General features: G+C 55.0%; 25 protein-coding genes and 2 riboswitches. Of the genes, 10 read left to right on the top strand and 15 right to left on the bottom strand.

Annotated elements, in window-relative coordinates:
- Positions 1-115: 115 nt before the first annotated feature.
- Together QMO62_RS17575 and greA are read right to left on the bottom strand one after the other, a co-directional pair.
- Positions 116-250: a hypothetical protein gene (locus QMO62_RS17575; RefSeq protein WP_284642902.1), complete on the bottom strand. Its 135-nt coding sequence runs from the start codon at positions 248-250 to the stop codon at positions 116-118.
- Positions 251-296: 46 nt separating this feature from the next.
- Positions 297-773 carry a transcription elongation factor GreA gene (gene greA / locus QMO62_RS17580; RefSeq protein ID WP_284642903.1) on the bottom strand — a complete coding sequence of 159 codons (477 nt, stop codon included), beginning with the start codon at positions 771-773 and terminating at the stop codon, positions 297-299.
- Positions 774-897: 124 nt separating this feature from the next.
- On the opposite strand from greA, the gene QMO62_RS17585 reads away from it, so the two are divergent.
- The 4 genes from QMO62_RS17585 (at position 898) to QMO62_RS17600 (ending at position 6,066) form a co-directional block, all read left to right on the top strand.
- Positions 898-1,887 carry a dimethylarginine dimethylaminohydrolase family protein gene (locus tag QMO62_RS17585; RefSeq protein WP_284642904.1) on the top strand — a complete coding sequence of 330 codons (990 nt, stop codon included), beginning with the start codon at positions 898-900 and terminating at the stop codon, positions 1,885-1,887.
- A 194-nt stretch (positions 1,888-2,081) separates the two neighbouring features.
- Positions 2,082-2,173, top strand: a riboswitch (cyclic di-GMP riboswitch).
- Between the two features lie 46 nt (positions 2,174-2,219).
- Positions 2,220-3,866 (top strand): GspE/PulE family protein, encoded by a 1,647-nt coding sequence (locus QMO62_RS17590; protein WP_504928721.1) that lies wholly within the window; start codon positions 2,220-2,222, stop codon positions 3,864-3,866.
- Positions 3,867-3,908: 42 nt separating this feature from the next.
- Positions 3,909-4,799, top strand: coding sequence for a response regulator (locus tag QMO62_RS33555; protein ID WP_372516684.1), 891 nt, complete (start codon positions 3,909-3,911; stop codon positions 4,797-4,799).
- 145 nt (positions 4,800-4,944) lie between these two features.
- A complete protein-coding gene (locus QMO62_RS17600) occupies positions 4,945-6,066 on the top strand; it encodes an ArsR family transcriptional regulator (protein WP_284642906.1) in 1,122 nt (373 codons plus the stop codon).
- A 24-nt stretch (positions 6,067-6,090) separates the two neighbouring features.
- Here QMO62_RS17600 and QMO62_RS17605 read toward each other — a convergent pair whose 3' ends face one another.
- The gene (locus QMO62_RS17605; RefSeq protein ID WP_284642907.1) at positions 6,091-6,759 is read right to left on the bottom strand and encodes a GntR family transcriptional regulator; all 669 of its coding nucleotides are present in this window, start codon (positions 6,757-6,759) and stop codon (positions 6,091-6,093) included.
- Between the two features lie 131 nt (positions 6,760-6,890).
- A complete protein-coding gene (locus tag QMO62_RS17610) occupies positions 6,891-7,529 on the bottom strand; it encodes a DsbA family oxidoreductase (protein ID WP_284642908.1) in 639 nt (212 codons plus the stop codon).
- Between the two features lie 127 nt (positions 7,530-7,656).
- Here QMO62_RS17610 and QMO62_RS17615 point away from each other — a divergent pair, with 127 nt between their 5' ends.
- Together QMO62_RS17615 and QMO62_RS17620 are read left to right on the top strand one after the other, a co-directional pair.
- Positions 7,657-7,833, top strand: coding sequence for a hypothetical protein (locus QMO62_RS17615; protein ID WP_284642909.1), 177 nt, complete (start codon positions 7,657-7,659; stop codon positions 7,831-7,833).
- 74 nt (positions 7,834-7,907) lie between these two features.
- Positions 7,908-8,852 (top strand): DMT family transporter, encoded by a 945-nt coding sequence (locus QMO62_RS17620; RefSeq protein ID WP_284642910.1) that lies wholly within the window; start codon positions 7,908-7,910, stop codon positions 8,850-8,852.
- 20 nt (positions 8,853-8,872) lie between these two features.
- Here QMO62_RS17620 and QMO62_RS17625 read toward each other — a convergent pair whose 3' ends face one another.
- Complete coding sequence (locus tag QMO62_RS17625) at positions 8,873-9,352, bottom strand: hypothetical protein (protein ID WP_284642911.1); 480 nt, start codon at positions 9,350-9,352, stop codon at positions 8,873-8,875.
- A 241-nt stretch (positions 9,353-9,593) separates the two neighbouring features.
- On the opposite strand from QMO62_RS17625, the gene QMO62_RS17630 reads away from it, so the two are divergent.
- Positions 9,594-9,908 (top strand): hypothetical protein, encoded by a 315-nt coding sequence (locus QMO62_RS17630; protein WP_284642912.1) that lies wholly within the window; start codon positions 9,594-9,596, stop codon positions 9,906-9,908.
- Positions 9,909-9,982: 74 nt separating this feature from the next.
- Here the strand turns inward: QMO62_RS17630 and QMO62_RS17635 are convergent, their stop codons facing one another.
- The 10 genes from QMO62_RS17635 to QMO62_RS17680 all read right to left on the bottom strand — a co-directional run bounded on the left by QMO62_RS17635 (position 9,983) and on the right by QMO62_RS17680 (position 17,695).
- Complete coding sequence (locus QMO62_RS17635; RefSeq protein WP_284642913.1) at positions 9,983-10,921, bottom strand: type II secretion system F family protein; 939 nt, start codon at positions 10,919-10,921, stop codon at positions 9,983-9,985.
- 11 nt (positions 10,922-10,932) lie between these two features.
- A complete protein-coding gene (locus QMO62_RS17640; RefSeq protein WP_284642914.1) occupies positions 10,933-11,901 on the bottom strand; it encodes a type II secretion system F family protein in 969 nt (322 codons plus the stop codon).
- Positions 11,902-11,905: 4 nt separating this feature from the next.
- Positions 11,906-13,387, bottom strand: a complete 1,482-nt coding sequence (locus QMO62_RS17645) for a TadA family conjugal transfer-associated ATPase (protein ID WP_284642915.1) — start codon at positions 13,385-13,387, stop codon at positions 11,906-11,908.
- An 18-nt stretch (positions 13,388-13,405) separates the two neighbouring features.
- Positions 13,406-14,260, bottom strand: coding sequence for a CpaE/TadZ family protein (locus QMO62_RS17650; RefSeq protein ID WP_284642916.1), 855 nt, complete (start codon positions 14,258-14,260; stop codon positions 13,406-13,408).
- 36 nt (positions 14,261-14,296) lie between these two features.
- Positions 14,297-15,007 carry a Flp pilus assembly protein CpaB gene (cpaB, locus tag QMO62_RS17655; protein ID WP_284642917.1) on the bottom strand — a complete coding sequence of 237 codons (711 nt, stop codon included), beginning with the start codon at positions 15,005-15,007 and terminating at the stop codon, positions 14,297-14,299.
- A gap of 13 nt (positions 15,008-15,020) precedes the next feature.
- Complete coding sequence (locus QMO62_RS17660) at positions 15,021-15,938, bottom strand: pilus assembly protein TadG-related protein (RefSeq protein WP_284642918.1); 918 nt, start codon at positions 15,936-15,938, stop codon at positions 15,021-15,023.
- 31 nt (positions 15,939-15,969) lie between these two features.
- Positions 15,970-16,398 (bottom strand): TadE/TadG family type IV pilus assembly protein, encoded by a 429-nt coding sequence (locus QMO62_RS17665; RefSeq protein WP_284642919.1) that lies wholly within the window; start codon positions 16,396-16,398, stop codon positions 15,970-15,972.
- Positions 16,383-16,919, bottom strand: coding sequence for an A24 family peptidase (locus QMO62_RS17670; RefSeq protein ID WP_284642920.1), 537 nt, complete (start codon positions 16,917-16,919; stop codon positions 16,383-16,385). The genes QMO62_RS17665 and QMO62_RS17670 overlap by 16 nt, the downstream gene beginning before the upstream one ends.
- A gap of 167 nt (positions 16,920-17,086) precedes the next feature.
- Positions 17,087-17,284 carry a Flp family type IVb pilin gene (locus QMO62_RS17675; RefSeq protein WP_284642921.1) on the bottom strand — a complete coding sequence of 66 codons (198 nt, stop codon included), beginning with the start codon at positions 17,282-17,284 and terminating at the stop codon, positions 17,087-17,089.
- Positions 17,285-17,344: 60 nt separating this feature from the next.
- A complete protein-coding gene (locus QMO62_RS17680) occupies positions 17,345-17,695 on the bottom strand; it encodes a DUF192 domain-containing protein (protein ID WP_284642922.1) in 351 nt (116 codons plus the stop codon).
- Between the two features lie 99 nt (positions 17,696-17,794).
- Positions 17,795-17,885, bottom strand: a riboswitch (cyclic di-GMP riboswitch).
- 552 nt (positions 17,886-18,437) lie between these two features.
- Between QMO62_RS17680 and QMO62_RS17685 the strand changes: the two genes are divergently transcribed.
- The 3 genes from QMO62_RS17685 (at position 18,438) to QMO62_RS17695 (ending at position 22,106) form a co-directional block, all read left to right on the top strand.
- Complete coding sequence (locus QMO62_RS17685; protein ID WP_284642923.1) at positions 18,438-20,108, top strand: glutamine--tRNA ligase/YqeY domain fusion protein; 1,671 nt, start codon at positions 18,438-18,440, stop codon at positions 20,106-20,108.
- A 182-nt stretch (positions 20,109-20,290) separates the two neighbouring features.
- The gene (locus QMO62_RS17690) at positions 20,291-20,584 is read left to right on the top strand and encodes a hypothetical protein (protein WP_284642924.1); all 294 of its coding nucleotides are present in this window, start codon (positions 20,291-20,293) and stop codon (positions 20,582-20,584) included.
- A 124-nt stretch (positions 20,585-20,708) separates the two neighbouring features.
- Entirely contained in the window at positions 20,709-22,106 is a 1,398-nt protein-coding gene (locus tag QMO62_RS17695) for a spore germination protein (protein WP_284642925.1), read from the top strand.
- Positions 22,107-22,112 lie beyond the last annotated feature (6 nt).

Consider the following 22,112-nt stretch of genomic DNA (forward strand, 5'->3'; position numbering starts at 1 on the left):
CCATCCCCTCCCGATCCTCGCTTCATCGTCCGATAGTTCTCATCCTCGCTAGGTACGCCATAAGCCCGTGTTCTACATCGGCACCAGCTCTTGCATTCATTCTGGCGCTGATGCATCACATGGTTTCCAGCGCCGTCAGCAGCTCATCCGCGCCGCCCAGCTTCTCGACCTTCAGGCGTGCTTGAAAGCCATATGCATCATCGTATCCAACGCCCACTAAGCCTGTCAACGGCCCCCATACCGAAATCATGAAAAACAAAAATCACCCCTAGGTGGAGTGATTTGAGTTGTTCTGCCTACAGCTTGATCTCTAACAGCTCATATTCGATAATCCCGGACGGCGCCGGAACGCTGATTTTACTACCGACTGACTTACCCATTAGCTCCTTGCCCAGGGGACTTTCGTACGAGATCTTGTTGCTCTCCACATCCGCTTCGGCCGGACCTACTAACTGGTACTCTACCTTCTCGTCAAACTCCACATCATGGAGAACCACCTTGCAGCCCACTTGTACCGTCGAAAGATCATTGGCTCCGGCTTCCACGACGCGGGCTTTCTTGAGCATGTTCTCCAGCGTCTTGATACGAGTTTCCAAGAATGCCTGCTCGTCCTTCGCCGAATGATATTCACTGTTTTCCCTTAAATCGCCGTAGCTGATGGCTACCTTAAGGCGCTCGGCCAGCTCTTTACGCTTTACGGTTTTGAGCTCCTCAAGCTCGGCCTCCAAATTCGCAAGCCCCTCTTTGGTCAAAATAACATCTTCGCTAAACATGGTTCATCTCCTATAATCATACTCCTGCCATTGTACCACTACTTTCTTCTTTGCCCAAATCCTAGGCTGAAACCGTTGATCTGTGGTTACACTGAAAAGAGAGGAAAGGAATGAGACTGCACTTATGAAGCTTACTAAACGATATTTATCCAGGGACTTGGTGACGAAGCCCTCTTACGATAAGGAAATGCTTCGAGAAGTATGGGGGGATTATTGGGGGGCATCGAATGAGATCGGCCGCATAGGCAAAATTCTGATGCATCGTCCGGGCCGGGAAGTGCTGCATCTGCACCGCCATGTGGCAGAAATCGAAGCCGGTCCTGTGTTCAACGAAGAGGTAAAGGGCAACACACCTAGTGACTACCAACAAGAGGAGCTCCCTGCTTTGAAACGGCTGCAATCACAATATGACGGCTTGACTCAAGCGTTGAAGAAGGAGGGGATCGAAGTCCTGTCACTGGACGAAGCCTCCGATGGACTCCCGGAGCGAATGTTCACGAGGGACCTTGCTATGGTAATACCCGGAGGTGTTGTCCTGTCCCGTCCGGCCCTTCACTTGCGCTATGGGGAGACACCGCTGGCTACCCGAACATTCGCAGGGCTGGGAATTCCAATCCTAGGCATGGTTCAGGGAACGGGCCTTGCGGAGGGCGGCAGCTTTATGATGCTGGATCCGGCCACTGCGCTAATCGGCCGGTCCGAACGGGTTAATCCTGCGGGGATTGAGCAAATCCGGTTCATTTTATCCTTGCAGCAAATTCGCCTCCTAGTCATCGATTTGCCCTCAACGATCATCCATCTGGACGAAGCCTTTATGCCGATCGATCATCACAAAGCTCTCGTGAACACGGCGCTGCTGCCGTTTTGGTTTCTCGATGAGCTGCACCAGCGCGACATCGAGCTGCTGCATGTAGATCCTAAGGATCCTCCCCTAACGATCAATGCCCTGACCCTCGAACCGGGAAGGGTCTTATTCTCCAGCAGCGGAGCTCGTACGATGGACCTGCTTGCTAAACATGGGATTGACTTCATTCCCGTAGAGGTCGATGAAATCTATAAGCTGGGGGGCGGAATTCACTGTGTCACCTTACCCTTAACCCGGAGTTTATGTTAAAAGCAATCGGCTTCCATAAGGAAAAAAGTCCCTCCTGGGGGGACTGTATTCCTTGTTTGAAAGGTCGCCATGACCCTCTTCAGGCCTATGATGGTATCGGTTACAATTGATTCTCCCTCCTCATATCGATTAGTACGGGCTCTGGTACAATTGATAGTAAGTGAAATTTGACGATGTGTGTAGGAAGCCAAGACAAGGAACAAAGGCAAACCCGTACGAAAGTAGGGGACGCAAAGCCACGGGTCTACCCCATCCCCAGGGATGGCAGGACAGCCGGGTTGCTCGGAGGTGCTTGGCTTTTTTGCGTTCATTTCTAGAGAGAGGAGATCCCTATGCGACTTGGCGAGCTTCTAATCATGAACGGGCTGATTACGAAGGAAACGTTGGAGCAGACCCTTCTGCAGCAGGCGACCACGCCCCGCAAGCTGGGTGAGCTGCTAACCTTAAGCGGCTCTATCACAGAACGGCAGCTTGTAGAGGCGCTCGAATTCCAGCTCGGCGTCCCCGTAGTCAATATGGAGGAGGCTCAGTTCGACGAGCAAACCCTGCAGCTGATCCCAGGGACGTTAGCCCGTAAGCACGGGGTCATGCCGCTGGAGGTCAAAGGGAGAAAACTAAGGGTGGTCATGCTGGACCCCCTGAATCAGGAGGCCCTTAAGGACATCCAAATGACAACCGGCTTGCTGGTACAGCCCTGTCTTGCGACAAGAACGGAAATCGAGCAAGCCGTGCTTCGGCACTACGGTATGCAGGATGCGACGGATCTCTGGGAGCAATTGCTGGAGGAGGCCGTTCGGCAAACGGCTTGCGGTATTTACCTGGAGCCACAGAATGAGGGTGCTTGGGTCCGATTCAAAATCGACCGTTCGATGCGAACCCATACAACGCTGCCCTCTAAACTGCAGCTTGGGCTGACGGAACGGATGAAGAACGCCTTTGCGCTCGACCCTTCGGAGCGTAAGCTCCCTCAGGAAGGATCGCTGCGGGTCCATGTAGCGGACAGGACGGTCGATCTGCGTCTCTCCACTCTGCCAACCACCGCGGGGGAGAGCCTTTTCGTCAGTGTAACCGATGCTTCGGAAGCAATCCGCAAGCTCTCCGAACTATCGCTCAGTGAGCCGAACCTCCATAAATTGGAAAAGTCGGTTCGACGGCCCTCCGGACTGATATTAGTTTCAGGGCCTTGGGGCAGCGGCAAAACGACAACGCTGTACACGCTGATGGAGGAGCTGAACAAAGAAACGCTCCGATGCGCATCGGTCGAGGAACGTGTACTGCGCAGGCTGGACGGCGTTCAGCAAGTGGAAGTGAAGGATGAAGTCGGCCTCACGGCCCCTCTGGCTCTCCGCTCCGTGCTTAGGCAGGAGCCGAACGCCATCCTGATCGATGATCTTTCTTCGCCGGGCATGCTGCAGATGGCGCTCCGCGCCGCAGCTGGGGGAAAGCTGATTATAGGGAGTGTCCTTGGCAGCAGTGCGGCAGAGACCCTTCAGCACTTGCTGGATAGGGGAACGGATCCCTACTTAGCGGCTTCCTCCCTGCATTGTGTCGTTTCCCAGCGTATGGTACGCAGAGTATGCAAGCAATGCGCCCAATCGGTTCCGGTCACGGATGAGGAGGCCGCCCAATTCGAAAGCCATGGGCTGCTTCATCCGGAGGACGGCAAGGCAAGCAAGGGGCTGATCGGAAACTTCCGCTCCTTCGTATCCGCCCAGATCAGCGGCAAGCCTACGGTCATCCGGGGCAGTGGCTGCAGCCTATGCCAGCAGACGGGCTATAGGGGGTATGTTCCTCTTCAAGAGGTGGTGACGGCAGAGGAAGGACTACGAAACTGGATGTTATCGAGGCGCCAACCGGAGGAACTGAAGCAGCAGCTGGAGCAGAGTGGCTCGAAGTCCCTGCTTTATGACGGTCTCATGAAGGCACGCAGCGGCATTACGACAGTGGATGAAGTGCTGCGTGAAGTCAGCAGCGGTTGAGACACAGAATTTGCAGTGAAAACACAAAGGAGGCCACAGAATATGTCCTATCGGGTGCTGGTGGTAGACGATACGAACTTTATGCGAAGAATGGTTGCCGATTGCTTAAGACAGTCCGGATATGAGGTCGTAGGTGAGGCAAGCAACGGCCGCGAGGCCGTTAAGCTCTATGAAGAGCTCATTCCGGATTTTGTCATGATGGACTTGACCATGCCGGAGATGAACGGCGTCGATGCGATTAAGGAAATCCTAAAGCTCGATTCCACAGCGGTTATTTTGATCTGCTCGGCAAGCAACCAGCAGGATCTGATCTTCGACGCACTGGATGCCGGGGCTAAAGGCTATGTGATGAAGCCGTTCAACCCGGAACGGCTGAAGGAGATCATTCGCAAGTACGCAATGCCGCATCTTAAGCCGCTCGCATTCGAGGAGGAGTCGGGCAGCCATGCTGCTATCGCTGCGACGGTGGAGACAACGCCGGAAGTGCAAGCGCAGGCTATGACTGAGGCCCTGCCTGTGGAAGCCTCGGAAGCTGCCGAACCCGTAGCGACCCCTCAGGCAGAGACCGCCGCGTCGGAGCTGGCGGAGGCGCCTAGCTTTGCGGAGGAGAGTAGGCTCACCCCGACGCAGGAGGCGGTAAGCCATGCAGCTGACAGTTTGAAAGTCATTAACTTATTCAAAGGGAGTGGCGTCGTGAAGAGCTTTACCAGCAGTTACCTGTGCAATTGGCAGGAGGAGGCGCAGGGAGAAACTTCGAATTACATTGCCATTTGCACCGAAAGCGAGAACAAGATCGTCATCGAAATGTCCGGTGAAGGGAAGGAAAAACAAATCGTTCACTTCTCGCTCGACGGCTTCCGGCAGCTCAGCAGCTGGCTTGATATCCACACAGGGATCAGCAAGGTGGCTGCAGCCAAGGAAATGGCGCAATAGCACTCCCACCAAACGACCTGAATTCAATTCAAGGTCGTTTTTTTGTTATCCATCCAGGAATATATTTACAAAACAAAACACTTCATGTTATTATTTACGCAGTTACGTAAATACGTATTTTAATAATTTAATGAGGTGATGTATCTTGGCTACCGCCAGAGATTACGGAGCAGAGCTGGATTCACTAAAAGTCCAGTTGGATGATCTTCGTCAGCTTGTCACCCAGCTTGTAGGGTCCTCCCCTTCCAAAAGGATTCAGGAAGGCTTTGAGCAGAGGGATTCGGCTCTCGGAAGCATCCGGGCAGAGGATGACGGGGCGGGGACTATCTATTATTCTGGCCATATCCGCGATGAAGAGCGAAGCTACCGCTGGGACCCCCAAGAAAGGCAGATTCGTCAGCTTCTGGAGCTCGACGGGGAGAAAGCCGCCAAAGTGCTTGCTGCTATTAGTCACAAGCAGCGGCTTGATATTCTCAAGTCAGTCATGGTTCAGCCTCTGACCGGGTCAGAACTGGTGGAGCGCCTGCAGATGGGTACGACGGGGCAGCTTTACCACCATATGAAAGCATTGCTCGGAGCCGGGCTTTTGGTGCAGGAGGACCGCGGCGGCAAGTACTCTCTACCTCCTCATCGCTCCCTGCCCCTGCTTCTGCTGTTGGCGGCAACGTCCGACTTGCTTGATACGAGCGATTATATCGACATGCTGGAAACCAGAAACCACGCCGCCTCCTATATGGGGGCACCTCAAGGAGAGTACGATCCTCACCTGCTGTTTCGGGCCGTCTTACAAAACTGCATTCTTGAGCATCAGGCGGGCTATTGCAGTGAAGTGGGCGTGTTCCTCCAAATGGACGGAGGGATCACCATTGCCGACAATGGGCGCGGCATCCCTCTGCATGTCCTGCCCGGCACGGAGAAATCCCGGGTGCAGGATGTGCTTACGGATCTTAGCCGGCTAAACGCCAGCGCAGCATACCATTCCCCGGGTTCGGAGAAGGGGATCACTATGGGTGTGGTCAACGCCCTATCGGAGAGGCTGTCTGTAGAGGTTCGGCGGGAAGGCAAAATTGTACGGCAGGATTATCAGCACGGCATACCTCAGAGTGACCTGGTAACAGTGGGAGTAACGAAGGAAACGGGAACGAGCATCACCTTCCGGCCGGACCGGGACATTTTCGCTGCGGCGTTCGATAAAGACGTCCTGGCCGGCTTAATCAGCGATATCGGTGCCGCCCATCCTGAGCTGATAATAGCGTTCTATTCATAGATCAGGCGGGAGGAACCGGCTCTTCTACAACAGCAGCGCATGCAGTTCGTTCATTGGGCGCAGGATGTTCCGTTTCATGGCGGCAGCCGCCTTCTCGGTACTGTGCGCCTCCAAAGCAGCGATGACTTCCGCGTGCTCTTCTACAGAAGTGAGCGAGGCCGTCAGCTTCTCCTTCAGAAACACATATTTAAACCTTCTGACGTGCACCTGCAGCGAGGCACTAAATGAAGCGACATAAGGATTATCGGACACTTCCACGATCAAGTTATGGAAAGCCTCATCCTCCTCCATCGCTTGAAAAGGCTGTCCGGCGCGGATCGCTCTTTCGAACAAAGCGTTCCGCTCCCGTAGGGCCTCCAGCTGCTCCGGCGTCGCGACCATAGCGGCCTGCTCCGCCGCAAGTGCGTGAAGCGCCGCCAACACGGGGTACATCTTCAGGATGTCATCCTTCTCGATCATCGTGACACGCGTTTCTTTGCCGGGATGCATGGATACGAGCCCCTGCACCTCCAGCAGCTGCAGCGCTTCCCGGATCGGCGTCCGGCTTACCGCCAGCGACTCCGCCAGCTCGGCGTCGAGCAGCTTCTCTCCCGGCAGCAGGGTGCCCTCAATGATCCAGCGCTGCAGCTGGGAGAAGGCGCGTTCCTTTGCAGACATGCGGATCGGCGAGGCAAAGTTTTTCGGTATCGGCATGATAAAGCTCTCCTACAAACATCGTTTATTTGCAATATATCGCATATATATACCCAGTGCAAGTACTTGTTTCCTGTGCCGCAAAATACATGAAGCCCGCTCGGATCCGAACGGGCTTCATTCCTATAAGCTTACTTTTCTTCTTCCGCCTCATCTTGAATTTGCTTCAGCACCTGAAGGAACGTTTCCGGCGGCTGAGCACCGGTAAGAGCATACTTTCCGTTCATGATGTAGAACGGCACGCCTGTGATTCCGACTTGACGTCCGAAGTCCAGATCCTCCTGTACCTGCTCCGCGCCTTCGCCGCGATCCAGCTGCTCACGCAGCTTCGCAGCATCCAACCCGACGCTCGAGGCGACATCCAGCAGCACCTCCAGCTGCCCTGTGTCCCGCCCTTCGCTGAAGTGAGCCCGGTTCACCGCAATCAGCAGCTCGGTCTGCTTCTCCTCCGGCGCTACCGCGATCAGCCGGTGTGACAGCAGCGTGTTCGGCATCACTTCGATCCGGTCGAACCGGAAGTCCAGACCTGCGGCTTGTCCTGCAGCTGATACCTGGGAGAACATCTGGTCCATCCTGCCGGCTCCGCCGAACTTCGCCTCCAACGTCTCACGGTATGGGAGGCCGCCCTCAGGTGTACCCGGGTCCAGCTGGAAGGCGCGCCACACCAGCTCAACCGGTTCTCCGTCCCATCGCTCCAGCGCGGTGAATAAATGCTGCTCGCCGATCCGGCACCAAGGGCACACCGTATCGTGAAACACTTCGATTCTCATCCTGCTTCGCCTCCTGTCTTTCCTTTACGATAACGGAAGCGGACAAGGAATGCAATTCAAGTGCAAAAGGAGTACAATCGAAGGATAGAACCGCTCGGAACAGCCCTTAGTCGAGGTGACCCCATCTATGTACAAAATCATCCTGTTCGTCGTGCTGATGCTCCTATATCCCTTATTCCTGCAGCAAATTCACATTACGGACCTGCGGGTCGTCCCGCTCGTGATTCCCTATGCACTCGGCTGTTTGGCCGCCATCATAATCGGCTCCGAGTTGGCGGGCCTCTTTTTCAAAAAACGGGAGTAGACCGGACGTAACAGGCAGCCTGCTGACGCGACTGAAAAATTCATACTACAAGAGTAAGGAATGGTAATGACATCATGACAGTGCGGAAGCAAGGAAATCAACTCAAAGCATCTCAAAATCCCTTCGTTCTGATGCCGATTTTATTGCTGATGTGGGGCTCCTTGGCCGCTATCAGCAAATTACTCTTACAACATTTGGACAGCTATCAGCTGCTTTTCTATATGTATGGGATCGGAGTTATCGTATTTTTCATTATTGTTCTTTATAAAGTGCAGCTGCGTGTTATGCTCTCGTGGAAGCGAACGGAATGGCTTCTGCTTGGTTCTTGCGGGGTGCTTACGTTTTTCTATGACTTCTTTTATCTCAAATCGCTTGAGCTGATCCCGGCCGTTGAGGCTTCCATGCTGAATTATTTATTCCCGATTTTCATTGTGCTGCTCGCCGTTCCCATCCACAAAGAACCGTTGCATGGCTCCAAGCTGCTTTCTCTAGGCATGGGGTTCATCGGAACCGTTCTGCTTGTGACCAAAGGTGACCTGTCGAATGTAGCCTTCACGAACCTTAGGGGGGATATCCTTGCTATCTTAGCTGCCGTGAGCTGGGGACTGTTCACCAACCTCATTAAGAAGAATCAAACCGATCTGCTGCTAAGCACGTTCTTCCTTACCTTTGTGGCCTTTTTGTTGTCCGCTTTGGCCCTGCTCGTATCATCCCGCTTCATGATTCCTCAAGGAATCGAGCTGTACGGTGTAATCTGGCTCAGTCTAAGCAACATTATCCTGGGATTTTTCCTGTATTTCCGGGCACTTCAATATTCTTCCGCTTCGTTAATCGCCAGCTTTACCTTCTTTACCCCCTTCGTTACACTGATGTTCATTGTGTTCCTTCTGGGGGAACGGTTGACGTGGACGGACGCGTTGGCAGCCTTGCTTATCATCGGCTGTGTTCCGCTTCAGAAGCTGGGGGAAGCAACGGCCAGGGGCAAGCGCCCCATGACAAAAACTGCCGAGGGCCCTTAAAGCCCGCGGCAGTCCGATCTTTACTTGAATACGCTAAGCAGCGTTTGAATTCCCTCTCGAATCGCTTTCTCAATGCTTGCGATTCCCTCTGATATGTCCTTCATACTGCTGCTGAGTCCGGCCGACATCTCGTTCAGACTGCGCTGGATCGAATTCAGCACGCCGGTTTGCTCCCGGATCGCCCCTGTCTGCTCCTTGACAGCCTCTCCTACCCCGCCGATCCGATCGGATAGCATCGTCATACCGACGATCAGCACTCCAATCCCGATGACCGCTACGATAAGCCACATCCATCCCTGGTTATACCAAATCTTCCGCTGCGGAGCGGTCTTCGCTCCTGTCCCGGCTCCAACACCGCCATTCTTCGATTCACCGTAATAATAATGATGATGATGCTCCACTGCTCTATCCTTCGGTTCCTCGAACCGTACTCCCTGCTGCTCCATGTGCTGCTCATGCTCGGTATGCTTTGGATTCGATGGATTCGTGTGTTCGTTCATCACAGTCACACTCCTCTTAGCGATTAGTATGGTAACCCTGCTACTAGCATCGTTAGCCCTTGCATTCCTTATTCACCCGTTTGGGGTGTTATGAACACGCTTCGGCTCCCCTTTGTCGATATAAGGGGGTAGCCCGACACCTTTTTTCTTTTTTCGAGAAATGTGTTTCACTCCTAGAACTCAAGGTTAATGTATCGACAAGCAAGCAGCTTCACCAAATTAAACTAAGGTGGTGTTCTTCATGGAAGCCTTACTTCTTTTGGCCGTTGCTCTTGGATTGTTGATCTTTTTGTACCGTCGCAGTGCGAATTGGAGAACTTTGATGATAAGCTCGGGAGAGAACATAGAGGAGCTGGAGGCGAGGTTCGCTTTCTTAAAATCTCAACAGGTTCGCTGCCGCGTCCAAACGGAGATGGCCGGACAAATGGGCGCGATTCACGCCTCGCCGCAGCCGCGCACCGAAACGCTGAAGCTGGAGGTGCACGTCAAGGACCTTGACAAGGCGGGACAGCTGCTGGAGCAGTTTGAAGCGGAGCAGCCGGGGAACCCGTTCTGACGAGGAGGCCGGCCGAATCAACCTTAACAATCCCTTGGCTGTCGATCTCCATAGATCGCGCCAAGGGATTGTCGCTATTTCGAGAAGGCCTCGATAAATTGAATCACCGCCGGTCCTAACAGCACAATAAATAAGCTTGGGAAAATAAACAGCACAAGTGGAAACAGCATCTTGATCGGCGCCTTCATGGCCGCCTCCTCCGCCCGCTGCTTCCGCTGCTCCCTCACTTCATGGGACTGCACCCGCAGCACCTGCACGAGCCCGATGCCCAGCTTCTCCGCCTGCAGGATGCTGCTGATCAACGCCCTCACCTCGTCCAGATCGAGCCGCTCGCGGACGCCTTGGAGCGATTCGCGACGGGTTTTGCCGAGGCGGATCTCCTCCAGGCAGCGCTGGAACTCGGCCGTCAGCACGCCCTCCGACTTCGAGACCAGCTTGCTGAGCGCCGCATCGAAGCCAAGCCCCGCTTCCAGGCTGACCGTCAGCATATCCAGCACGTCGGGCAGCTCCTTTAGCACAAGCCTGCTTCTCCCCTGGCTCTTCATCCGAAGGTAATACCCGGGCAGGAACGCGGCCGCCATCCATCCAAGCAGCGCCCCGACGATGACGGTTCCTATACCCTCCCCCAGTGCCGACACATATAGACCTGCCAGCACAGGGAGAAAAAGCGACAGCCCCAGCTGCAGCAGGCGAAACTCTACGGGGCCTAAGCCGAAGGGCCGCCCCGCCTGCAGCAGACGAATCTCCAGACGCTGCTCCTGCCTCTCCGTCAGCCGTCGGCTGAAGCGTCGCTTGATCCCAGCCCAGCCGCGCCCCCCTACTCTTCCTACCAGACCGGCAAGGAAACGGGACTTCTCTTCCGCCTCGTCCGGCTCGGACAGCCCCGCCTTCACGGAGGCCCCCTCCGTGATCAGGGCAATTCGGCGCTTCACCTGCTTGCGGCGATCCTCGCCGAACACCATCAGCGCATAGATCGCCAGTGTAACCGACAGGAAAAAGCTGAAATACAGCATAGCGCCTCACCTCATACTTCTATGGAAGTCAATTTGCGTATCATGACGAAGCCGATCGTTCCTGACACTACGCCCGCCGCGAGCATCATCATGCCCACGGGATGCCGGAACAGGGTGCCGATATAAGAGGGCTCCATCAGATACAGGATCGCCCCGAGCGCGACCGGCAGCAGGCCGATGACGATTCCGGACAATCGCCCTTGCGCGGTTAGGGTCTGCACCTGGCGCTGAATTTTATTACGGTCGCGAATGGTCTGCACGATCGTCTCCAGGACAACCGCAAGGTTGCCGCCCACCTGACGCTGAATGAGAATACATTGAATCATCAGCTCCAGATCGCCGCTCGGCATGCGCTCCTTCAGATTGTGCAGAGCCTCCTCCATCGAAGCCCCATACTGCATCTCCTTCAGCACCAGATCCATCTCCTCGCGTATCGGATCATCCGATTCGTCAACGACGGTCTTCAGCGCCTGTTGAAAGCTAAAGCCCGCCCTCAGGGAGCCGATCACCGTCGTGATCATATCTTGAAGACCGTCGTTGAACGACTGGATCCGCGCACGCTCCTTCTTCCTGACATACCACCGCGGTAGCAGAATTCCGAGCACCACGCCTGCCGGCAGGGAAGCAAGGCTGCCCGTGATCAGCAGCAAAAGCCCCGCCAACACCGCCATAGCAATCCATTGGAACAAGATATACTCCTCCGGCTTGATCGGTAGACCGGCTCTCTTCAGCATGTGCCCTATGCGGTCGTTCTTTTTCTTGGTCAACACCTTATCCTTGACCGTACGCTTATATAATTGTAGATTGACGAGCAGGTTAAACCGATTCCCGCTCAGCTTCCGCTTATCATTTAGCGCCAGGTAATGCTTCAGCCGCTTGTTTAGCTTTCGATCCGACAGCAGCAGCAGTTGAAGCAGCCCGATAAATAAGCAAATGCTTGTCAGGGCGAATAGAAACACAATCAGCCACTTGATCGCCATGGCCTTACTCCCCGTCAATAAAGACAGAAGCCGGAATATGAATGCCCGAGGACTCCAGCCGCTCATAAAATTTCGGACGGACTCCTGTCGGCAGCAGCCTTCCGATGACCTTGCCCTGCTCATCCACACCGTACTGCTGATAAGCGAAAATATCCTGCAGCACGATAACATCCCCTTCCATCCCTTGTACCTCGGTAATGTTGGTGATGCGGCGCGAACCGTCCTTCAGCCTCGACTGCTGAATGATCACGTCGATCGCTCCGGCGATCTGCTCGCGAATCGCTTTGACCGGCAAGTCGATTCCCGCCATCAGGACCATCGTCTCCAGACGGGCGATCATGTCGCGCGGACTGTTGGAGTGGCCTGTCGCCAGCGATCCGTCGTGGCCGGTATTCATCGCCTGCAGCATATCAAGCGCCTCACCTCCCCGCACCTCGCCGATGACAACGCGCTCCGGCCGCATGCGCAGTGAGTTGCGCACGAGATCGCGAATCGTGATGCCCCCCTTGCCCTCAATATTCGGCGGACGCGATTCAAGTGAGACGACATGCTCCTGCCACAGCTGCAGCTCCGCCGCGTCCTCAATTGTTACGATACGCTCATCGCTCGGAATGAAGGAGGAAAGCACGTTGAGTGTGGTTGTTTTCCCCGAGCCGGTGCCTCCGCTGACAAAAATATTGAGCCGCGCCTTCACACAAGCCTCCAGGAACACTGCCATGTCCTTCGTTACCGTCCCGAAGCGGATCAGATCGTCGATCGTATACGGATCCTTTGAGAACTTCCGGATCGTGATCGTCGGCCCCTTCAGCGCCAGCGGCGGGATAATGACGTTCACGCGCGAGCCGTCCGGAAGCCGGGCGTCGACCATCGGACTGCTCTCATCAATCCGCCGGCCGATGGGAGCGACGATTTTCTCAATAATGCTCATCACGTGCTCGTCATCGCGGAACTGCACGTAGCTTAGCTCCAGCTTGCCGCCCCGTTCCACATACACCTGGCTCGGCCCGTTGACCATCACTTCGCTGACCTCCGGATCCAGCAGCAGTGGGTTAATCGGACCGAAGCCGGTCAAATCGTTAATGAGCTCGTCGATAACCTTCTTGCGGTCGATTTTGCCCCGGAACGATTCGTCCTCCTTCATAATCTCTACAGCCATCGCATCGAGCTTGGGAATGATCGCTTCCACATCGTCATCCTTCATTTCGCTCAAAATCTGCTTATACAGCCGATTTTTCAGCTCCTGGTGCTTGGACGGCTGAGCGGCGCGGACCTCCTTCGGACCGCTGCTTTCGCCTCCCCGCCGAATATCTCGAAAGGTGCTGAGCAGATCCTTCTTCCCCGGCTTGGGGCTCGAAGGCGCACTCGTTTGCGGGTGAACGGTCCCCGGCTCCTGGGCTGCATAAAGCGGTTCCGCGCTCTCCGTTGCAGACTCCTCCCGGACAGGCCGCTCCGCCGTTCGCGCTTGGATTTTATTCAGCAGACTCATCTGCGTAGCTCCTTTCGCTTAGAAGAATGACGCGCTGTTCTTCGTCTTATGGAACAGGCTTTGCAGCAGCGACGGCTGCTTCGGCTTGAACAAGGCGATTTCGCGGCGGGAAATCATTTGCTCGGCAATTTTGAAGACCGCCTTCGCGACCTCCGTCTTGCCTTGATTCATTACGAACGGAATGCCGATATTAAGGGACCCGGCCACGGTAGCAAAATCGTTGGGCACATACATCGGCAGCTCCTCGCCTAGAATGTCGGGCACATCAGTCGCCTTGATGACACTTTCCATCGTCGACCGGTTAATGATCACCTGAACCTTATCGCGCAGGCCGAGCAGCGACAGCGTCTCCAGCATCAGCTTCGTATTCTTGATCGCGGCCATTTCCAGCGTCGTCAGCAGGAACACCTGATCCGCCTTCTCAATGACCTGCAGCGTGGCCTCCTGCAAACCTACCCCGGTGTCGACGAGCAAATAATCGTGCTGTGCCAGCAGCAGATTGCAGACCTGCTCCAGCACCTCGGCCGTCACCAGATCCGCCTGTTCAGGACGCTCCGGCGCGGCCAGTACACGAACCCCGCTGCCGTGCTTCATCAGAAAGCCCGATAAGCCGAACGCATCCAAGCCCTCCAGGCTCTCCGCCACATCCTTCATCGTGAAAGCCGAATGCAAATCCATCGCGAGTCCCACATCGCCGAACTGGAAGTCGCCGTCGAGCACGCTGACCTGCAGATGATTGTTCTTGGACAAGGCCACCGCCAGGTTCACGGCCAGCACCGTTCGGCCGATGCCGCCCTTCGCGCTGCATATGGCGATCATCTCTCCCCGTTTGCCTCCGCTGCGACTCTCCTGTCCCGTGTGTTCACTCGTCATTGTCATGGCCTCCTTTATGATCTCCGTTCGCTTCCGCTATTTGGCCGGCGCGGGTGCCGGAGCCGCGGCTCCGGGGGTTGGCGGTGCCGGCGCATTGACCTTCGTGTGAATCGCCAGCGAAATGTTGCCTCGTTCATCGGCATTCACCAGGGTGACCGCCTCCTGCGGCTTCAGCTCCAGGGTAACGGAGCTATATTCCGCATAGGGCGTATCCTTATCGGCCTCCACCATCCGCCTTCCGATCGCCAGCACCCGCACCTTCTCCAGCAGCAGCATGGTGGTTACGACATTGGTGTTCTTGTCTGTCGTAGACAGGATCACATCCACAAGGTCCTCTGGCTCGATCAGGTTGGACACCGTCTGTACGAAGTTCACGCCGACTGATACCGCCCGGTAGCCCTCTTGTACCTTGCGAGCTACCCGAAGCGCCTCCGCCTTTGTATCGCGGATATGCCCGCTCAGAAGCACCTCGCCTTGATGCAGATCCGCCGCCGCAATCTTGCCCTCCGCCTCAGCCAGGGTCATAACCGTCTGCGGATGAACGCCCATCTTCGGCACCTGCACGACCTGCAGCATGGACGAGTTCAGCTGGGTATTTTCCTTCACAGGCTGTTTGACCGATACCACCTCGATCAGCGTCACATTCGCTTCCGACACCATATCGAACCGCTTCATATATTTGGCGAATAAAAAAGTCGTCGCCAGCCCCATGATCAAGGCTACAATCAAGATCAGTTTCGCTCTCATCCTCTTCGGTCACCTACTCTGTCAGTCTGATGGCGTAAGCTCCGCGCGATACCGCGCCAGGATCAACGATTCCCGTATCCGCCCTTTGGATAAACATTCCGGATATGGACGTATCGTTCGCACTCATCGGCTCCATGATGTAAAAATAAGAGAAGCCTGTAATCATCACATTCTTCAACTGATTGCCCTGGGATTCGATCTCCCTATAAACGGGAATCAGCAGGATCCGCGGGCAGTCCCGGTGATGCGTCTCGCCTGGAGGATACGGGCATTCATCCAACCGAAGCTGCACGCCTTCTCTCGTTTTCCCGGCAATGTTACCTGTCTGCGTGTCGATCACCGTACCGATTTTCAGTTCGCTGCTATAGCCTCGTCTCAGGTTGTCCTCATAGGTAGAGGCTCCCGTTCCACCTAACGCCAGCACACCGAAATTACCGGCCTCGACCTGCGTCTGGTCTACCTTCAGCTTATAGACTCTCCCGTACTCCAGCGGGATGTTCTCATTGATGCCCAGCGGTGCCGCTCCGACGGCGCTCCCCATCACACCGATCTCGGCCGTCGCCTTGGCTTGTACCGGCGCCAGCTCCCAGCCGAACATGCGGGCGAAGCCCAGCGGCACCTCTTTGCGGAGCGATACGCTGACCTTCTGTCCCATCGTGACACTCGTGCTTTGCACATGGGTGTGCTCCTCGTGCTTCTGCAGCACCGTTTGCATGACGCCGCTTACCTGCTCTTGCGTGCGGGTCAGCTCCTGAGCGCCGGACAGCACGGCGGCATTGGCGGTTTTCTGCAGATGACTCTTGGTCACGAACAGGATCCCGCCATCCACAACCAGCGCCGCCGTTGCCAGCAGACCCGCCAGCAGCAGGGCGGCCAGCACCAGCGAGCTGCCCTCCTGCTGACGCACGAGCGCTATTCCTCTCGTTCTCATCAAGCTTCCTCCTTTTATGGTGGACATGGACTTACTCTACTCGAATGGTGGAATGGGCTGACACCACGGGGGACGGCAGAAATTTCGATATGACCGGTGTCATGAAGGGCAGCGGGTACCGCAGCGTCACCGTCACGAATTGCCCGGACTTCCGATTCGTTTGCGTCGGGGAAATTTGTACCTGAAGATTTCCGCTGCCGCCGAGTCGGACATAATTCCGTGCGAAGGCGATGATTTCGGCATCTGTCTTGCCAAGCCCCCCTTGCCGGACCGTCTCCTGCGCAGCCAAATTCATATGCAGATAAGCGTACAGCAACCGTCCGAAGTCGAGGGTTCCGCAGGCCAGCAGCAGCAGCACCGGCAGCAGCAGCGCAAGCTCGGTCAGCGATTGGGCCTGCTGGTTCCGCAGAAGACCGTGCAGCCAATGATGTCCCTTGGTTTTCTTTACATCACCAGCCATGTCACGTTCCCCCACTCGTTCGTCGACCAGAAACAGACGAACGTCCCTGCTGCAATAGCAATCCCATAAGGGTAAGTCGTCGTAAGGGCATCCATCTTCCCTTTTAGAGTAAGCCGCACCCCATACCGGTAGCTGTAGAAGGCCATGACCAGATAACGGGCCCAAGCCCAAGCCTCCTTATGAATTACGATTAGCATCAGCGCGATGAGACCGCCGCACAACATCATGCTGAGAGAAGCGGTCAGGACGAACGACGTTCCCTTGCAGGCGCCGATCAGCGCAAGCAGCTTGACGTCTCCGGCCCCCATACCGCCCAGCAGATAAGGAATCAGTAGTACACTGAGTCCAACTGCGAACCCTGCCGCCGCAAAGCCGATGCCCGCCCAGCCGCCGTGGGCCGCATGCAGCACGAACGCAGCCATGAGGGCGGGAAAGATAACGTGATTGTAAATTTTCCGGCTGCGAAGATCCGTCACGACACAGACCGCAAGCACCGTGAGTAACAGCACATTGATCACCATGCTGGAAAGCCCCCCTTCCGGCGAATTACGCCTTCGATAAAAAAAGGGCCTGCGATTCGGCAGCCGAAGCGTCAGACCCTTTGTTTGCCGCTCCCCGCCGTCCCTCAACGGTTCGAAGTATCGAACCACGGAGAGGAGCTGCAGCGCGTTTCCTTGCAGGCCGTGCTTTACGGTGCAGCAGGAGCAGGGGCCTGGTCACGGCTCTGGACATCCGTCAGAGCGTCCGTGAAGATCTCTTGAATTTCCTCCCGCAGCAGAAACAGCGTTCCTACTACGGCAACGCCGATAACCCCCAGCACCAAGCCATACTCTGTCATCCCTTGTCCTTGCTCGTCCTTCACCAACGCCTTCAATTTGTTCAACATAAGTAAACCTCTCCTTTTTCTTGGTTTTTGCCCATGGTCCTGCCCAATCTTAGGTGAGTTCTAGCGGGCTTCAAATCGCACAGCTTGTCCAATCCTGGTCTGTGTCTGCCCCAGCCACCCGGCCGGCAGCTCTACCGCGGAGACGGCGTCAGAATACAGTCTTCCGACCTTACCCGGTGTCATCGCCTGATCCATGGCTATGATGCGCCCTTCAGCATTTAAGTACAGTACATCAATGGCATACTTCATCCCAAACGTATGGACCTGTCGGCAGGGCTGCAGATGAAGCCCGGCCCCCGGCTCCAGCGTCTTGGTGAACATGAGTCCCCGCAGCCGTTGCATGAACGTATGCGCCATTCGGACCTGCCCTGCCAGCAGCTCTCCCGTATCCCGGTTAACCAGCTTCATCATCAACCGTCGACCCTCCTCTCTGTATAACAAAATCCCCTGCCTTTGCGGTCGACCCGAAAGGAGGGGTGCAGAAAAAAACGTGCACAAAACCCGTCGTCTTTCGGTAGCTGGCTGGCGTAGCGTGCGTTATCACGCGGTAGCCCCTGTAGCTTTGCGTCACCGGTTTTCACCGGCTTTGCCTTTATCGAGATCCTGCGAATTTTGTCGCGGGAATCTGATTCGATGTTCACATCATACCTCTGACGGTCATGAATCGACATGCATCTGGAGACGGAATGTTCACAATATTTTTTCTAGTGCTTCCCACACTCGCAATCCCTGTCCAATGGCATACTCTGGAAATAGGGAAAAGAGCCTTTCGCAATAGGAAAGGGCTCTTTCACTCCCTCCGAAAGGAGGATATTGGAAGCGCTTTTATATAATTTGTTAAATCTGGATCGAATTGGCCTGCGGCGCATTTCTTGGGCTTTCAGACACAAGATCAGGCCCTAAGGAGCAAGCTCTTGAAAGAGTCCCATCGCATCAAGGTAATGCCTCTCTACCCTAAACGACACTGCCTGTGATTTTGTTGCAGTACAATTCTTTTCCTCTAAGGGCCGAAGGACTTTCCTCAGGCAACTCAATTTGATACTATGGAAGGAATAAGTTTTTTCAGCGGCACCCCCGCGGTGCGAGTAAAGAGGCCTCTTTTGGTATATGCTAAGTGGTAATCAATTCCTGTCCCTAGAAAGGTTGATCTCTCGTGGAAACGACAAAAACGGCACCTTCCTCATCCTCTAATTTTATTAAGCACATCGTGACGGAAGATCTCAAATCAGGCAAAGTGAAGGAAATCGTCACCCGCTTCCCGCCGGAGCCGAACGGCTACCTGCACATCGGTCACGCCAAATCGATTATCCTCAACTTCGAGCTTGCAGATGAATTCGGCGGCAGAACGAACCTTCGTTTTGACGATACCAACCCGCTGAAGGAAGATACGGAATACGTAAACGCCATTAAAGAGGACGTCAAATGGCTCGGTTTTGACTGGGACGGGTTATTTTTCGCCTCCAATTATTTCGATGAAATGTACAGCCGGGCCGTTCTTCTTATTAAAAAAGGCAAGGCCTACGTCGACGACCTCAGCGCCGATGAAATCCGCGAGACACGCGGTACCCTTACGGTTCCCGGTACCGAGAGCCCATATCGCGGCCGCAGCGTAGAAGAGAATCTTGACCTGTTCGAGCGCATGCGCAAGGGCGAATTCGGCAACGGCGAGAAGGTGCTCCGCGCCAAGATCGATATGAGCTCGCCGAACATCAATATGCGCGATCCGGTCATTTATCGTATCGCCCATGCCCACCATCACAATACCGGGGACAAATGGTGCATCTACCCGATGTATGCTTATGCACATCCGCTCGAGGATGCCATTGAAGGCATTACCCACTCCATCTGTACGCTGGAGTTCGAGGATCAGCGCCCGCTGTATGACTGGGTCGTACAGGAGTGCGAGATGCCGAACGTTCCGCATCAATACGAGTTCGCCAAGCTGCGCCTGACCGACACGATTATGGGCAAGCGCTACCTGCGCCAAATGGTGGAGGACGGTATCGTTGATGGCTGGGACGATCCGCGCCTGCCGACGATCTCGGGTGTACGCCGCCGCGGCTTTACGCCGGAAGCGATCCGCAATTTTATCCGTGAAACCGGGGTGTCCAAGGCGTACAGCACGGTGGATTTTGCCCAGCTGGAGTATTTTGTCCGCGAGGACTTGAAGCTGAAGGCGCTGCGGACGATGGCGGTGCTGCAGCCGCTGAAGGTCGTCATCACCAATTATCCGGAAGGGCAAGTCGAAATGCTGGAGGCGGAGAACAATAGCGAGAACCCGGAAATGGGCCATCGCCAAATCCCGTTCTCCCGCGAGATCTATATCGAGCAGGACGATTTCATGGAGGAGCCGATCAAGGGCTACCACCGCTTATATCCCGGCAACGAAGTGCGCCTCAAGCACGCGTATTTCATCAAGTGCGAGGAAGTCATCAAGGATGCTGCGGGCAACGTCATCGAGCTGCGCTGCACCTACGACCCGGAGACGAAGAGCGGCACCGGCTTCACGGGACGCAAGGTGAAGGGCACGATCCATTGGGTCGAAGCTTCCCGGGCGCAGGCTGCGGAATTCCGCTTGTACGAAGCTCTCGTGCCGGATGACAGCAATCCGGACAGCGAGTCGTTCGCCGACCGGATCAATCCGAATTCGCTTCAGGTGCTTCAAGGCTATGTAGAGGAAAACATGGCGGGCGTAAAAGGGCAAGAGAAATTCCAGTTTTTCCGCCATGGGTACTTTAACGTAGACCCGAAGCATACGACAGCCGAGCGGCCGGTATTCAACCGGATCGTGTCGCTGAAGAGCTCATTTGATGTAAAAAAATAAATATGGAACCGGCAAGGGCCTCCCTCCTCTCACGTCTCACGACGTACGGCAGGGAGGCCTTTGCTTGTTCACCATGTATGTATGATTATGGAACAGAGTGCGGATGATATAGAGTGCAAGGTAACAGCAGATGGAAGAGGACCGGGAAGACCGGCCCACAACTTGGAGGAGGTACCCTACCGATGAGCGAACAACAAGAGAACCGCAAGGAGCAAGAGTACCCGTACAACGATGAGATGACCATTGTGCAGAACTTCTTCCAGAAGCATGCGGATGCCGCGCAATTCATCCGCTCCAGCTTCCCTGACCAGATCGACTTCCTGGATGATGCGGATCCCGAAGCTCTGTTCGAGACAGACAGCTCCGCCGAAGATACGGAGGCATGGGATCATAACGAGACAGCCATGCAGACGGAAGTAGGCCCTGAGGATGCAGACCTTCTTTCGGCGGATCCCATCGATACGGACCATCCGTAGAAGCGGCGAACTTTCGCCGCTTTTTTTTCTTATGGTCTTTACCGCATAAACCCTTTTTTCTAACAAATACTAAATTTAGCAACACACATGAAGGGTGATTGTGAACGTTATGCGCGCAATATCCATGCTTCAGGATGTCTTGGACCAATTCGGAGATTGTTCCGACCTAAGCCAACAATCTCTGCCCGAGCTAGGGATCACCCTTCTCTTTTTCCACGGTCTAGTGGATGTGAAGCTCATGGAGCTTCATGTCTACAGTCCCTTGCATCATATGGATACTCCCGATGGGCTTGTCTCCCTCTTTCAAAGAGGGATTTACCAAAGCTGTCAAGAGCCAGAGAAGGTTACCGAGCTCATCCTAGAGGGGAATTGCGCCGTCTTCCACGCGGATGGGGTCCATCTTGTCAATGTCTCGGGCACCAAAGCAAGACCTGTCAGCAACTCGGACACGGAAACCGTCATCACGGGTCCGCACGATTCCTTCACGGAGGATTCCGACACCAACCTTTCCCTCGTCCGGTCCCGGCTGAAGAGTCCGAAGCTGAGGGTGGTCCAGTTCAAGGTCGGAGAAGTCACCAAAACGAAGGTACACCTGCTCTATATCGAAGGCATCGCCAACGAACAGCTTTTACATGATTTAAAAAGCCGTGTGCAGGATATTGAGTTCGACGGCGTTCTGGACACAAATATTCTCATCCAGATGATTGACGATAATGCCTATTCGTTATTCCCGCAATTTCTGACCTCGGAACGGCCTGATGTGGCGATTTCCAAGCTTCTTGCGGGGAGAATCGTCGGAATCTGTGACGGAAGCCCTTTCGCCTTCTGTGCACCGACAGGCTTCTTTGACTTCTTCCAGTCTGCAGACGATTACAGCCAGCGTTGGCTGCTGGGAAGCGCAACGAGACTGCTGAGGCTGCTTGCTGTGGTGATATCGCTGATGTTTACCGCGTTCTACGTTGCTCTGACCTCCTTTCATTACGAAATGATTCCGGAGGATCTGATCAGCTCCATTGCCAAGTCCCGGGCAAGGGTCCCCTTCCCGCCGGTATTGGAGTCGCTCATTATGGAAGTTACGATAGAGCTGCTTCGAGAGGCCGGCGCCCGTCTTCCCAGCAAGATCGGACAGACCATCGGTATTGTCGGCGGTATTGTCATAGGCACTGCGGCAGTTCAGGCGGGCTTCACGAGCAATATCTTGATTATTGTCGTTGCCATCTCCGCACTGGCCTCCTTCGTCATACCCAGCTATGTTCTGAGCGGATCGATCCGTCTCGCCCGTTTCGGCCTCATCCTGATGGCAGGCATTCTGGGCAATTACGGAATCATCCTTGGCATTTGCATTCTGGTGATTCACTTATCGAGTTTAACGAGCCTAGGCACGTCCTACCTTGTTCCTCTCACACCGCTAAGGCTGAAGGATTGGAAGGATACATTGATCAGAACAGGCTTGAAGTGGATGACAACAAGGCCTTCTCAAGCGAAGTCGAGGAATCGGGTTCGAATGAGAATGAAGCGGTAAGGAGCA

Origin of the sequence: Paenibacillus silviterrae (assembly GCF_030167925.1) — a bacterium.
GTDB lineage: Bacteria > Bacillota > Bacilli > Paenibacillales > NBRC-103111 > Paenibacillus_G > Paenibacillus_G silviterrae.

Bases quoted from the DNA above. Each gene is read 5' to 3' on its own strand.
- QMO62_RS17575 (WP_284642902.1), bottom strand. From the start codon at position 250: ATGATTTCGGTATGGGGGCCGTTGACAGGCTTAGTGGGCGTTGGATAC.
- greA (WP_284642903.1), bottom strand. From the start codon at position 773: ATGTTTAGCGAAGATGTTATTTTGACCAAAGAGGGGCTTGCGAATTTG.
- QMO62_RS17585 (WP_284642904.1), top strand. From the start codon at position 898: ATGAAGCTTACTAAACGATATTTATCCAGGGACTTGGTGACGAAGCCC.
- QMO62_RS17590 (WP_504928721.1), top strand. From the start codon at position 2,220: ATGCGACTTGGCGAGCTTCTAATCATGAACGGGCTGATTACGAAGGAA.
- QMO62_RS33555 (WP_372516684.1), top strand. From the start codon at position 3,909: ATGTCCTATCGGGTGCTGGTGGTAGACGATACGAACTTTATGCGAAGA.
- QMO62_RS17605 (WP_284642907.1), bottom strand. From the start codon at position 6,759: ATGCCGATACCGAAAAACTTTGCCTCGCCGATCCGCATGTCTGCAAAG.
- QMO62_RS17610 (WP_284642908.1), bottom strand. From the start codon at position 7,529: ATGAGAATCGAAGTGTTTCACGATACGGTGTGCCCTTGGTGCCGGATC.
- QMO62_RS17615 (WP_284642909.1), top strand. From the start codon at position 7,657: ATGTACAAAATCATCCTGTTCGTCGTGCTGATGCTCCTATATCCCTTA.
- QMO62_RS17620 (WP_284642910.1), top strand. From the start codon at position 7,908: ATGACAGTGCGGAAGCAAGGAAATCAACTCAAAGCATCTCAAAATCCC.
- QMO62_RS17625 (WP_284642911.1), bottom strand. From the start codon at position 9,352: ATGAACGAACACACGAATCCATCGAATCCAAAGCATACCGAGCATGAG.
- QMO62_RS17630 (WP_284642912.1), top strand. From the start codon at position 9,594: ATGGAAGCCTTACTTCTTTTGGCCGTTGCTCTTGGATTGTTGATCTTT.
- QMO62_RS17635 (WP_284642913.1), bottom strand. From the start codon at position 10,921: ATGCTGTATTTCAGCTTTTTCCTGTCGGTTACACTGGCGATCTATGCG.
- QMO62_RS17640 (WP_284642914.1), bottom strand. From the start codon at position 11,901: ATGGCGATCAAGTGGCTGATTGTGTTTCTATTCGCCCTGACAAGCATT.
- QMO62_RS17645 (WP_284642915.1), bottom strand. From the start codon at position 13,387: ATGAGTCTGCTGAATAAAATCCAAGCGCGAACGGCGGAGCGGCCTGTC.
- QMO62_RS17650 (WP_284642916.1), bottom strand. From the start codon at position 14,260: ATGACGAGTGAACACACGGGACAGGAGAGTCGCAGCGGAGGCAAACGG.
- cpaB (WP_284642917.1), bottom strand. From the start codon at position 15,007: ATGAGAGCGAAACTGATCTTGATTGTAGCCTTGATCATGGGGCTGGCG.
- QMO62_RS17660 (WP_284642918.1), bottom strand. From the start codon at position 15,938: ATGAGAACGAGAGGAATAGCGCTCGTGCGTCAGCAGGAGGGCAGCTCG.
- QMO62_RS17665 (WP_284642919.1), bottom strand. From the start codon at position 16,398: ATGGCTGGTGATGTAAAGAAAACCAAGGGACATCATTGGCTGCACGGT.
- QMO62_RS17670 (WP_284642920.1), bottom strand. From the start codon at position 16,919: ATGGTGATCAATGTGCTGTTACTCACGGTGCTTGCGGTCTGTGTCGTG.
- QMO62_RS17675 (WP_284642921.1), bottom strand. From the start codon at position 17,284: ATGTTGAACAAATTGAAGGCGTTGGTGAAGGACGAGCAAGGACAAGGG.
- QMO62_RS17680 (WP_284642922.1), bottom strand. From the start codon at position 17,695: ATGATGAAGCTGGTTAACCGGGATACGGGAGAGCTGCTGGCAGGGCAG.
- QMO62_RS17690 (WP_284642924.1), top strand. From the start codon at position 20,291: ATGAGCGAACAACAAGAGAACCGCAAGGAGCAAGAGTACCCGTACAAC.
- QMO62_RS17695 (WP_284642925.1), top strand. From the start codon at position 20,709: ATGCTTCAGGATGTCTTGGACCAATTCGGAGATTGTTCCGACCTAAGC.